The sequence below is a fragment of the Candidatus Koribacter versatilis Ellin345 genome, from assembly GCF_000014005.1.
GTDB lineage: Bacteria > Acidobacteriota > Terriglobia > Terriglobales > Acidobacteriaceae > Korobacter > Korobacter versatilis_A.
On record NC_008009.1, the window covers coordinates 2,754,643 to 2,767,021 of the forward strand.

The 12,379-nt window shown below is 57.3% G+C and carries 12 protein-coding genes; 10 read left to right on the plus strand and 2 right to left on the minus strand.

The features are described 5' to 3' along the window. The first annotated feature begins 96 nt into the window (after positions 1–96). The 5 genes from ACID345_RS11985 (at position 97) to pulA (ending at position 8,071) form a co-directional block, all read left to right on the plus strand. Positions 97–1,449: a Gfo/Idh/MocA family protein gene (locus ACID345_RS11985; protein WP_011523127.1), complete on the plus strand. Its 1,353-nt coding sequence runs from the start codon at positions 97–99 to the stop codon at positions 1,447–1,449. Between the two features lie 89 nt (positions 1,450–1,538). Beyond that, positions 1,539–2,057, plus strand: coding sequence for a GNAT family N-acetyltransferase (locus tag ACID345_RS11990; RefSeq protein WP_228370771.1), 519 nt, complete (start codon positions 1,539–1,541; stop codon positions 2,055–2,057). Positions 2,058–2,118: 61 nt separating this feature from the next. Then, positions 2,119–2,745 carry a trimeric intracellular cation channel family protein gene (locus ACID345_RS11995; protein WP_011523129.1) on the plus strand — a complete coding sequence of 209 codons (627 nt, stop codon included), beginning with the start codon at positions 2,119–2,121 and terminating at the stop codon, positions 2,743–2,745. Positions 2,746–2,778: 33 nt separating this feature from the next. Beyond that, positions 2,779–4,872, plus strand: a complete 2,094-nt coding sequence (locus ACID345_RS12000) for a S9 family peptidase (RefSeq protein ID WP_011523130.1) — start codon at positions 2,779–2,781, stop codon at positions 4,870–4,872. A gap of 223 nt (positions 4,873–5,095) precedes the next feature. Beyond that, positions 5,096–8,071, plus strand: a complete 2,976-nt coding sequence (gene pulA / locus ACID345_RS12005) for a pullulanase-type alpha-1,6-glucosidase (protein ID WP_011523131.1) — start codon at positions 5,096–5,098, stop codon at positions 8,069–8,071. A 60-nt stretch (positions 8,072–8,131) separates the two neighbouring features. Here the strand turns inward: pulA and ACID345_RS12010 are convergent, their stop codons facing one another. Beyond that, positions 8,132–8,563, minus strand: coding sequence for a hypothetical protein (locus tag ACID345_RS12010; protein WP_011523132.1), 432 nt, complete (start codon positions 8,561–8,563; stop codon positions 8,132–8,134). 159 nt (positions 8,564–8,722) lie between these two features. On the opposite strand from ACID345_RS12010, the gene ACID345_RS12015 reads away from it, so the two are divergent. Continuing rightward, entirely contained in the window at positions 8,723–9,007 is a 285-nt protein-coding gene (locus ACID345_RS12015) for a 4a-hydroxytetrahydrobiopterin dehydratase (protein WP_011523133.1), read from the plus strand. A 52-nt stretch (positions 9,008–9,059) separates the two neighbouring features. On the opposite strand, the gene ACID345_RS12020 is transcribed toward ACID345_RS12015, so the two are convergent. After that, a complete protein-coding gene (locus ACID345_RS12020; RefSeq protein ID WP_041855660.1) occupies positions 9,060–9,290 on the minus strand; it encodes a hypothetical protein in 231 nt (76 codons plus the stop codon). A 199-nt stretch (positions 9,291–9,489) separates the two neighbouring features. On the opposite strand from ACID345_RS12020, the gene ACID345_RS25485 reads away from it, so the two are divergent. The 4 genes from ACID345_RS25485 (at position 9,490) to ACID345_RS12040 (ending at position 12,337) form a co-directional block, all read left to right on the plus strand. After that, positions 9,490–10,224, plus strand: coding sequence for a hypothetical protein (locus tag ACID345_RS25485; protein ID WP_011523134.1), 735 nt, complete (start codon positions 9,490–9,492; stop codon positions 10,222–10,224). Positions 10,225–10,325: 101 nt separating this feature from the next. Further along, positions 10,326–11,060 carry an SIMPL domain-containing protein gene (locus tag ACID345_RS12030; protein ID WP_011523135.1) on the plus strand — a complete coding sequence of 245 codons (735 nt, stop codon included), beginning with the start codon at positions 10,326–10,328 and terminating at the stop codon, positions 11,058–11,060. Positions 11,061–11,074: 14 nt separating this feature from the next. Continuing rightward, positions 11,075–11,797 (plus strand): hypothetical protein, encoded by a 723-nt coding sequence (locus ACID345_RS12035; protein ID WP_011523136.1) that lies wholly within the window; start codon positions 11,075–11,077, stop codon positions 11,795–11,797. Positions 11,798–12,130: 333 nt separating this feature from the next. After that, positions 12,131–12,337 carry a hypothetical protein gene (locus ACID345_RS12040; protein WP_041855661.1) on the plus strand — a complete coding sequence of 69 codons (207 nt, stop codon included), beginning with the start codon at positions 12,131–12,133 and terminating at the stop codon, positions 12,335–12,337. Positions 12,338–12,379 lie beyond the last annotated feature (42 nt).

Genomic DNA, 12,379 nt, shown 5'->3' on the forward strand with positions numbered 1-12,379 from the left:
AATTACTTTAGCGATAGGGTCCTTCGACTTCGCGACCTTTGGTCGCTTCGCTCAGGATGACAGAGCATACATTGTGGGTTTAGGAGAGCAATCCTTATGAAGAACGATTTTTCGCGACGTAGATTTATGGGATTGGGGCTGGCGGCGGGAGCGAGTGCAATTGCAGCGAAGACGATCCTGCTCGATCCGGACCCGGTGTACGCGCTGCCGCAGAATGTGGCGGCGAGCGATCGACTACGCATTGGCATCATCGGAATCGGAATGCAGGGCAACGGCCTCCTGGCGAATGCGATTGACTTGCCGGGCATCCAATGCGTCGCTGCATGCGACTTGTATGACGGGCGTCATGTGTTGGCGCGCGAAATTACGAACAATCCCAACCTTCCCGTGACGCGGAAGTATCACGAGTTGCTCGACAACAAGGAGATCGATTGCCTGATCGCGGCGGTTCCCGACCATTGGCATAAGCAAATCGTGGTGGACGCCTGCGCCGCTGGCAAGGACATTTATTGCGAGAAGCCGATGTCGCACACAGCGGCGGAGGGCGTGGATTTTGTCGAGGCGCAGAACAAGTACAAGCGCATCGTGCAGATTGGTTCGCAGCGCGTGAGTTCACAGATCTGTGCGAAGGCGAAGCAACTGGTGCAGGAAGGTGTGCTCGGCGATCTGATGATGGTCGAGGGCTGGCTGGGACGCAACGATCCGACCGGAGCGTGGGAGTATCCTCCACCGCTGGATTTGTCGCCCGCAACCCTCGACTGGGATACCTGGCAAGGTACGGTGCCAAAGAAGCCGTTTAACGGTGAGATCTTCGCGCGCTGGCGTTGCTGGAAGGAATATGGAACCGGCGTGGCTGGCGATCTGCTGGTGCACCTCGTCAGCGGCATGATGGTCGTCCTCGGCTGGAACGAGGCGCCCAAGAAAGTAATGGCGATGGGCGGCATCCTGCGCTGGAAAGATGGCCGCAATATGCCGGATGTCCACGCGTCACTGTTCCAGTATGGCGACATTCCGGTATATATGCGCTTGAACCTTGGAACCGACATGCCTGAGACTTATCGCTTCCAAGGGTCGAAGGGCATTTTAGAGATGAGGGAATTTGGTCTGAGCTTTACTCCTCAGCCCGGTGTGGATACATCGCCGAGTTATTACGATTCAAGCTTCCCTGCCGCGATGAAAGCGACATACGAGAGGCAGTGGCGAACGGAACATGCGCGTCCAATCGGGCAGGAGCCAATGCCGGAGACGATCGTATTCAAGGGCCCGGACTTCGATGATGTAAAACCGCACCTGTGGAACTTCTTCTCGTCAGTGAAGTCGCGCAAGCCGGTTGTCGAAGATGCGCTGTTCGGGCATCACGCGGCGTTGGCATGCCACATGGCGAATGAGTCGTACTTCCGCGGCAGCGCCGTAACGTGGGATGAGAAGGCGAAGGTGGTCAAGAGCTAATTGCTCGCCTCTGCTCTGGGCTTCCGCTCAACCGGGCGGAAGCCCTCGTTGTTTCTCCACGGTACACTGTCGGAATGCTTGACGTTCCCGTGCTTGAAACCTCCCGGCTGCGGATGCGCGGGCACCAACTTTCCGATTTCGAAAACAGTGCCAGGTTGTGGGGTGATCCGGCAGTCACGCAGTACATTCGCGAGAAGCCGTTCACGCCGGAAGAGTCATGGTCGCGACTGCTGCGGCACGCGGGACACTGGGCGTTGCTTGGGTTTGGAATGTGGGTAGTAGAAGACAAAAGCTCGGGAGCATTTGTGGGCGACGTGGGATTTCTTGACTTGCGCCGCGATCTTGATCCGCCGGTAGATCTGGCGCCGGAGGTTGGTTGGGTGCTCACACCGAGCGCACATGGCCAGGGATACGCGACGGAGGCGGTACAGGCAGCGTTGGCGTGGGGCGATGAGAAGTTTGATCGGGCTCGGACGACATGCATCATAGCGCCGCAGAACCAGCGGTCGATTCGGGTGGCGGAAAAGTGCGGGTTTCGGGAATCGATGAAGGTGAAGTATCACGGAACTGAACTGCTGCTGCTCGCACGCGATCTTGGGAAAGGGTGACCGGGATTGTGGCAAAAATGAATTGATTATCGCGTTCCGACCTGTTGAAGTAGTGACTCGCATGGACCGCCCGATTGTTCCGAACCTTGTACTGATTGACCTGATCGGGGCCTTTCTCTTCGGCCTCGAGGGCGCTCTTGCGGGAGTAGTCGCGAACCTCGACCTGATGGGATTCCTTGTACTCGGGTTCGTAACTGCGTTTACTGGTGGCATCATTCGCGACCTGCTGATCGGCGCGATCCCACCGAGTTCACTGAAGGACTGGCGCTTCCCTACTGCGGCATTGGCGGGCGCAGCCAGCGTATTTTTCTTCTTTCCGATTATTCACGTAATTCCGTTGTGGTCCCTGGCAGTGCTGGATGCAGCCGCACTCTCGTTGTATGCCGTTGCTGGAACCGAAAAGGCGCTGCTGTACAACATGCCACCCGTCGTTGCAGTTTTGCTCGGCACCGTAACCGGCGTGGGTGGCGGAGTAGTTCGTGATGTTCTACTGGCCCAAGTGCCGACGGTATTGCGCGCGGATATCTATGCGACCGCTGCGATTGTCGGTTGCAGTTTAATGGTGCTGGCGCTGAAGCTCAAGTTGAAGCCTGCGCTGGCGGCAACGCTCGGCGGAATCGTTTGTTTCGCTTTACGATCTATTGCGATTTGGCGGCATTGGAACTTGCCGCATTTCTCCCTTCGGTAGCCGTTATACTTCTCACGAATTTCAGGAGCCCACATGCGTCTCGCTCTTCCGCTACTATTGTTAGTGATGACGAACTTGTCCCCCGCTCAAACCGCTACGCCGCCCGTCGCCAAGAAAGAACCCAAGACCACCGAGATCAACGGTCACACCCTCACCGACAATTATTACTGGCTGCGCGATAAGCCGAATCCGGAAGTGCGCGCGTATCTTGAGGCCGAGAACGTGTACACCGATTCGGTGATGAAGCCGACCGAGCCGCTGCAGAAAAAGCTCTATGACGAGATGCTGGGCCGCATCAAGGAAACCGATGTGGATGTTCCCTATCCGCAGGATGGTTACTTCTATTATTCGCGGACGGAAGCCGGCAAGCAGTATGCGATCCGATGCCGGAAAAAGGGCTCGCTGGATGCGCCGGAGCAAGTCGTCATTGACGTGAACGAACTGGCTAAAGGAAAGAAGTTCATGTCGCTGGCGGAATTCGAGCCGAGCGACGACGGCAACCTGCTGGCGTACTCGACCGACAGCACCGGCTTCCGGCAATACGATTTGTATGTGCGCGACATGCGCACCGGCCAGGATCTTCCGGACCACATTGCAAAAACCGGATCGATCGCGTGGGCGAACGACAATAAGACGATTTTCTACACGGTCGAGGATTCTGCGAAGCGGCAATATCGCGTGTACAAGCACACGGTGGGTAACACCGGCGCCGACGATCTGATCTACGAAGAAAAAGATGAGCGCTACGACGTCTATGTATGGAAGTCGCGGAGCAAGGGATACATTTTCCTGAGTTCGGCGAGCCATACGACGAGCGAAGCAAAGTACATCCGCGCAGACCAACCGAACGCGGAGTGGAAGCTGATTGAGCCCCGCAAGCAGGACGTGAAGTACACTCCTGACCACAATGGAAAGTTCTTCTATCTAACTGTGAACGACACCGGGGTCAACTATCGGCTGGTCAAGACGCCGGTGGACAATCCCGGCAAAGCGCATTGGCAAGAAGTGATTCCGCAGCGCGCGGAGACCATGCTCAACCGCGCGGAATTCTTCAAGGACTTCTACGTGTTGCATACGCGCGAGAAGGGCCTGCCGCTGCTGCGCGTGGTGGATATCACAAGCGGCAAATCGAAGGACATTACGTTCCCCGAGCCCGCGTACAACACCATGAGCTACATGAACGCGGACTACGACACCAAGAAGTTCCGTTACATGTACACATCGTTCATCACGCCGGTTTCGACATATGAATACGACGTGACCACCGGTGAGTCGAAGCTGCTGAAACAGCGAGAGGTGCCTAACTACGACGGCACCAAATACAAAGTTGAGCAGTTGTATGCGCCCGCACGAGATGGCGAAAAAGTTCCGGTCTCAGTGTTGTACGCAAAGACAACGAAGCTCGACGGCAAAGAGCCACTCTACCTCTATGCTTACGGTTCTTATGGGGCCTCGATTGACATCAACTTCAACTCGAATTTCTTCTCGTTGGCGGACCGCGGCGTAGTTGTGGCGATTGCGCACATTCGCGGCGGCGGCGAAATGGGCAAGGCCTGGCACAATGCCGGTCGCATGATGAACAAGAAGAACACGTTCAATGACTTTATTGACAGCGCTGAGTATCTCCTGAAGAACAACTACGGCACCAAGGACAAGTTGGTGATCGAGGGCCGCAGCGCCGGTGGCTTGCTGATGGGCGCCGTGCTGAATATGCGTCCGGATCTCTTCCATGCTGCGATTGTCGGAGTGCCGTTCGTTGATGTAATCAACACCATGCTCGACGAGTCGTTGCCGCTCACGGTCGGCGAGTTTGAAGAGTGGGGCAATCCGAAGGAAAAAGCCGCCTTCGACTACATGTATTCCTACTCGCCTTACGACAACATCGATGCGAAGCCCTATCCCAATATGCTGGTGAAGACAAGCTTCAACGACAGCCAGGTGATGTATTGGGAGCCCGCTAAATACGTAGCGAAAATGCGTGCGCTGCGAAAAGACGATCACCTCGTAATTCTGAAGACGAACCTTTCGCCCGCGGGGCACGGCGGATCCAGCGGACGCTACGATCGCATCCACGAATTCGCCTTCGACTATGCTTTCATCCTCACGCAGATGGGAATCAACGAATAGCTCGTTCCTGTGAAATGGCCCGCCGCTATGGCGGGCTTTTTTGTTGCTTCAATAGAAAACCGGTTTTGCGCGCAGCGAGTTGACAGACTCGTCCGGCGAGCTATCATGAATGCCGTCCGACCTAGCCGGTTTCTCTAGAACCGGCAACCAAGCCCGCTTCCAGAGAAGAAGTGGGGATGCGTTCCGCGTTCCACCCCTCAATTGAATGACAGGAGACTCCCCTATGCTCCGCAGACTTTCTCTGCCCGTGCTCATTTTGCTCTGCACGCTTGCGGGTTACGCGCAAGGACCAACTCAAGCTCGCATTCACTACTATCGTCCCGACGCCCAGTTCGCTGGCTGGGGCCTGCATGTTTGGAACAACACCACCGACAACGTCACGTGGACGACTCCGCTGCAACCCGCTGGCAGCGATAGCTATGGAATCTATTTCGACGTGGATTTGTTCGACGCAACCACGCCGCTGGGATTCATCATCCACAAGGGCGATACCAAGGATCCCGGCCCCGATATGTACATGGATGTGACGCAACCTGGGCGGAATGCCTGGATCATCTCGGGCGACTCGACCATTTACTACACGCAGCCGACGAAGTCGCAGTTGCTGTCGGCGAACTTCCATCGTCTGCAGGCGTACTGGATTGATCGCAACACGATCGCCATCCAGGCCGCGTATTTCCATAGCGGCGACACGGTGAGGTTGCACTCGGACTTGAGCGCAGGGCTGGCGATTACGGACACTGGATTGACCGGGGGCCAAAGCACCCTGCTCACTCCGGATCCGAGCGGACTCACGCCGGCGCAGTTGGCGACGTTCCCGCAACTCAATGGCTACGCCGCTTTCCATCTGCAGAACGCGAGGAGCTTCAACTACGCAATGTATTTGAAGGGGCAAGTCGCAGTATCCGATGTGGATAGCGCCGGAAATCTAACCTACGCGACAGGAGTACAAACGCCCGGCGTGCTCGACGATTTGTACTTTTACAGCGGGAAACTGGGGCCGTCGTTCCGCGGGACCGTGCCAACGGTCAGCGTGTGGGCTCCGACAGCGCAATCCGTCGCTCTACAACTCTTCAACGCCGCAACCGACGCGACTCCAACTCAGGTCGTGCCGATGCACGAGAGCAACGGCGTGTGGAGCGTGCAGGGCAAGCCACAGTGGAAGAACAAGTACTACCTCTTCAATGTGAAGGTCTACACGCCGTTCACGTTCTCGGTTGTAGAGAATGTCGTCACGGATCCGTGGTCGCTGGGCCTGTCGCTGAACAGCACGAAGAGCCAGATCATCGACCTCGATGACGCGTCCAACAAGCCATTGGGATGGGACCTGCTTCCCTCTCCGCCGCTGGCGAGTTGGAACGACTTGAGCATCTATGAACTGCACATCCGCGACTTCAGCGCGACGGACAGCACGATTCCAGCGGTGCAGCGAGGAACCTATCTGGCGTTCACCGACCAAACGTCGAATGGCATGAAGCACCTGCGCAGCCTATCGCAGTCGGGATTGAGAGCAGTCCATCTGCTGCCGAATTTCGACATTGCCAGTGTGAATGAAGACAAGACTACCTGGAAGACGACGGGAGATCTCAGCGTCTATCCGCCAGACTCCGACCAGCAGCAGGCGGCGGTGGCAGCCATCCAGGGGCAGGACGGCTTCAACTGGGGCTACGATCCTCTGCACTATCTCACGCCAGAGGGCAGCTACGCAGTGAATGCCGCCAGTCGCACGAAGGAATATCGTGCGATGGTCGAGTCGCTGCATGCAAACGGGCTGCGCGTGATTCAGGACGTGGTCTTCAATCACACCAGCAGCTTCGGACAAAATCCAAACTCCGTCCTCGATGAGGTTGTGCCCGATTACTACTATCGTCTCGACGCCAACGGCGCGAACTACTTCGCAAGCTGCTGCGCCGACACGGCGACCGAGCATCGCATGATGGAAAAGCTGATGATCGACGCGGTGACCACCTTCGCCAAGGAATACAAGGTGGATGGCTTCCGCTTCGACATCATGTCCTTCCATTTGCTGTCGAACATCCAGCACGTACGGCAGGCGCTTGACCAGCTCACTCTACGGAACGATGGCGTAGATGGCCGCAAGGTTTACCTGTACGGTGAGGGTTGGAACTTCGGCGAAACCGGCAACAACGCGCTCGGCAAGAACGCCATGCAGAGCAATCTGTATGGCACCGGCATTGGATCGTTCAACGACCGCACGCGCGATGGCGTGCGTGGTGGTGGACCATTCAACGATGTCCGCGAGCAAGGCTTCGCTACCGGCTTATTCACCGACCCGAACACCACGTTCTCCATCGGCGACAGCGACACACAGAAAGCAAAGCTGCTGCAGGAAAGCGATTGGATCCGCATCGGCCTGACCGGAAACCTGCGCGATTACAGCTTCACGGATAGCAATGGCAACACCGTGACCGGCGGCAGCGTGGACTACAACGGACAGCACGCAGGCTACACCGCGCAGCCGATCGAAGACATCAGCTACGCATCCGCGCACGACAATCAAACCATCTTCGATGCGGTGCAATTGAAGTCGAACATCACCGACTCAATTGCCGACCGCACCCGTCGCCAGAACCTGGCAAACAGTCTTATCCTGCTCGGTCAGGGTATTCCCTTCTTCCACGCAGGCGACGACATCCTGCGTTCGAAGTCGGGTGACAACAACAGCTACGACTCCGGCGACTGGTTCAACAAGATCGACTGGACCCTGCAAACCGACAACTGGGGCGTGGGCCTGCCGATCGCGAGCCAGAACAGCTTCCAATGGAGCGACCTGCAACCACTACTCGCCGACCCAGCACTGATGCCGCAACCGGCGAACATCCAGCGCGCATACGACCACTTCTGCGAGATGTTGCGCGTGCGCTACAGCTCACCGCTGTTCCGCATGAGTACCGAGCCGCAAATCCAAGCGAACTTGCGGTTCCTGAATGTCGGTCCGAACCAGATCCCGGGCGTAATTGCCGTGGTGCTGGGAACGGGACGTCAGCAGATCGTGGTGGTGTTCAACGGCAGTAATGCGTCGCAGACGATCAGCGATGCGTCGCTGGCGAATTTGCGTCTTCAACTCCATCCGGTGCTGCAACACTCCACGGACCCGGTCGTGAAGCAGTCCACCTACAACAGCAACGGGAGCGTAACGGTGCCGGCCCTGACGACGGCGGTGTTCACGCCGCGTTGACTGACAACAAAGAGGAGGGGCCCAAAACGCTCCTCCTCAAAGTAACAGCGAGGGTGGCGTCTAAGCCTCTGACCTGCGCATCAATCTCTGCCAAAGCGAAAGTTTCCAGACGCGAAGCACAATCACCCCGGATGTCGAATCCAGACTGGCGTCCTTTTTGGGATCGCAGGATGGGGAGATGATGCCGCGCTGGCGGACTTCGTCCAACTGCAAGTCTTTCAGCGCAGCGCACTCAGCGATTTCAGAGTTTGGAATAGTCACGTCGTAGATCTCTGTTGGGGGCGGCGTTGGAAGCACGAACTTGGCTATGCCGTCCTTGCCTGTCTTGCTGGTAACTTCGGACGTGAGCGCATCGGGTCTGAATCTCAGTTCGACAGTCTTGTTTGCCAGTGGACTCCCTGTTCGCGATTCCACCACCATCACCGAAAGTTGTTGGCCCTGCAGTTTGTTGCGCGCCTGAGTCAAAAGAAAGAGCAGGAGCACTTTTCTCATGGTGGCAATTTGCCAGAGTCAAGGGTAAGCGTCCATGCCTACCGCAACATCTAAACATCAAACGAGAAGCTGATGAGCTACAACAACTTGGGACCCGGCATCACTCGGGATACGAGGGCAATTCTCAGGTACCATGTTGCAGACATCGAGGAGGCAATCATGAGCAAGACGCTGACCGACCCGGAGCTCCAAACCGCGCTTGGGTCGCTGCATGGCTGGGCGAAAAACGGCATCGCCATCGAGCGGAAGTACGAATTTAAGGACTTCTTGGAAGCCATGAAGTTCGTAAACAAAGTCGCGGACGCCGCCGAGGCGGCCGGCCATCATCCTGACATCCAGATCGTCTATAGCCGGGTGACCTTGCAACTGACGTCCCACGATTCGGGCGGTGTCACGCATCGGGACATAAAGATGGCGGGCAGACTTAACGAAATCCACCCGTAAAGAGAAAAGGCTGGCAGGTTCGCCAGCCTATCTCATTCGAGCGAGACTTTGGTTACGCCAAGCGTTCGTGTCCGGGGTCGAGGTGCTCAGCGATACGGTCGAGGGCTTTCTGAATCTTGGCAAGCTCGGACTGGGCGGTGTCATTCCATTCCACAAACTTCGACTCGCCGCGAGAATTCCTTTCAAACCAAGAACTTACGACAGCCCGGCCGCGCGGACTGAGGAGTGCGGCACCTATGCCGCCGAGTCCCAGCACCGTCAGTGGTAAATACCATTTGCGCATTACGCGCCTCCCGTTTCCCTAATACAACCCCGGTGTTATCTGCACCATACCTCAACTTTGACGCAAAACCCAAGCATAAGGTTTCAGAGTAGCCGAATTTCACAATACTTTCGTAACCGAATTGCGAAACTCTCGTCGAACCGATGGGTTTTAGAGCGGTAAGGTTTCGTCCGCATCTCAACATCCGAAGAGGTTTTGTATGCTTCGTGCCTCACTGTTCTCCGCTACCCTTCTCCTGGCCAGTTTCGTATCCGCCCAAGAGCTGCATACTCGTGACCAGGTGCCTCCACCCGCTGAACCGCCCCAAATCACCGGTCAGGAACCCGCCGCAGAGCCAGCCGCCGAACCGGCGCCCGAGCCGCCAGCTTCGCGGCAGGTTTATGAGGCCGTCGGAACGAACGAGGTCCCGGATGGCTATCGCTTCCTCATCACGCTCGAAGACCCGATTGACACCGCAAGCGTTCCGCGCGGGAAGCACTTCCGCGCGCTGCTCCGCGAGCCCCTTACCACTGCAGGCGGACAGCGGATCCCCGGCGGACGAATGATCACCGGCCATGTAAGCGAAGTGGACCGCGGCTTCAATGCGCGCCTGCTGCTGAGTTTCGACGAGATTGAGACTTCCCGCGGTTGGCTGCCGCTCTCGGCAACGGTCGTGGAGGTCCCAAGCGAACACGGCTTGAGACCGGTGGGACCGGAAGGCGAGATCGAGCGCAAAGCGATTGATATGCGCCGCACCCTGGAAGGCGCGGGTGTAGGGGCCGTCGTAGGGGCGAGCGCCGGACAAGCAGCCGGAGGCAGCCGAGGTGCAGCCGTCGGCGCCGCAACAGGTGCAGCAGCGGGCGCGAGCATGGCGACACTGAGCGACCGCAATATCCTGCTCGATAAAGGATCGCAGCTGGTGCTGCGGCTGGACCGGGGCATCGTGTTGCCCTGAACCGCTTTGGATTACGAAAATACGACGGCGCAGTCCAACTAGCTATACCGGGGGACTGCGCCGCTGTATTTTGGTGGCAGTCGTTTTCCTGGAGGAAATGAATGTACCGAAAGATTTGGGCTGGGATTGTTTCTGGGATTGCACTGTTTTCCATCGCGACGTTCGCGCAAGATCGGCCTACGGTCACGGCCGTGCAAAATTCCATCTATGTAGGCGCGGACGGCAGGTATGAAGCCAATCCCGATACTGCGCTGGTGCAATTCAACATTGGAGCGCAAGGGGACCAGATCAAACCAGCCTACGATCGCGCCACCCGCGCGGCGGAACAGGTGCGGCAGATCCTGAAGACAAACGGCATTGATGTGAAAGACGCGGAGATCGGGTTCTTCTCGGTGGCGCCGATGTACGACTGGAAAAATCCTAAGCAGAAAGTCGTCGGCTACAAAGTGAGCAGCAGCATCAAGGTCAAGCTGCGCGACTTCAGCAAAGTCGGCGCCATGGCCGAGGCCTTCGGCGACATGGATGTGACGGAGAACCAGTCCATCAGCTACATCCTGCAAGATACCGAGGCCGCAAAAACGAAAGCAGCAGAAGACGCGTTCCGTCGCGCGAAGAATGAAGCCGCTGCGGTGGCCGAGACGGCGGGACGACAACTCGGCGAATTATCCTACGCGTCAATTGATACGACGGATATCATGCCCATCCGCATGATGCAGGCATCGCCCATGATGGCGCAGGCGAGAATGGGAGCGCCCATGGCCGCGCCAACTGCGGACTTCACGCCGCAGACGATCCAAGTTACCGCCCACGTCAACGCGATGTTCGCGCTACGCTAGTTCGGGGGAGTGTTATGAAACACGTACTACTCGCAATCGCGGTCTTAGGGGCGTCAACAATGTTTGGGCAGAGCACGCCCATCGATCTAAACGCTCCGCAGCAGGATACGACGCCGCAACTGAAGCCAACACGTCCGGCGAACAGCGACCCGTCGCAGGAGATCACCCTGCCGGCGGGAACGAAGATTCCGCTTGCGCTGAAGCATGCAATCACTACGAAGTCGGCCCATGAAGGCGACGCAGTGTATGCGGAAACGACGTTCCCTGTCGTGGTTTCGGACCACATCATCATCCCTGCGGGAAGCTACGTGCAAGGCACGATCAGCAATGTGAAGCGTCCGGGACGAGTGAAGGGACGAGCTGAGGTGCTGGTGCACTTCAATACACTGATCTTCGCCAACGGTTATACGCTTCTACTGCCCGGTGCCGTAGACAATGTTCCCGGCATGGAAAACGGCAAGATGAAGGACAAGGAAGGCACCATCCAGGGCGACAGTAACAAGGGCAAAGATGCGGCGACAATCGCGCAAGCAGCAGGCCTCGGCGGACTGATTGGCGCAGCGGCAGATGGTGGCAAGGGCGCGGGAGTCGGCGCTGCGGGTGGCGGCATCATTGGACTTGCGACCGTTCTGTTATCCCGCGGACCGGATGTGAGGCTCGAAGCCGGCTCGACGATGGAGACCGTCCTGGAGCGGCCAATCGTCGTCGATATGACAAGGGTGAAGTTGAAGCAATAAGTGTCCGACCGGGCACTTTAACAAGCGATTCCGTCACGGCGCGAAGAGACAGCAGGACACTCCGCGCCGTGACTGCAAGAACACCACCCTTCCTTCCGAGTTCCTCTTTCAAGCTGTTCTAGTTCGTCTCACTACGGTGTTCTAGTTCGTTTCCCTTCGCTGGTCTAGTTCGTCACGGCAATGTTCTATTGCCACTCTTGACGGGCTAGCAATACCGGAACAGTATGTGCGACGCGTATGGCGCTGTGCGGCGCAACGCGACCCCTAAGTGCACCCTTCTGTTATTCGCCCAGGAAATCAGCAGTTACAAATCTCATTTTTGGAGGAACACACATGGCAAACCTTGACTCGGACCTCTTGTTCCATCGCAATTGGTGGTGGGATCCGATCGACATGGAGATTTTCAAAATCCTCGATCAATCAGCCCAGCGGCAATTGGTCGCCATCAGCCTGGAAGTAAAAGCAGAAGTCTTGAAGGTTCAGGCGGCAGGCGTGGCGAAGATGGCCGGCGCCATAGCAGGAAAAACAGCAGGACATTGAACGAGCCCGGTGCTGCGCGAGTGGCACCGGCTTTTTTTCAAT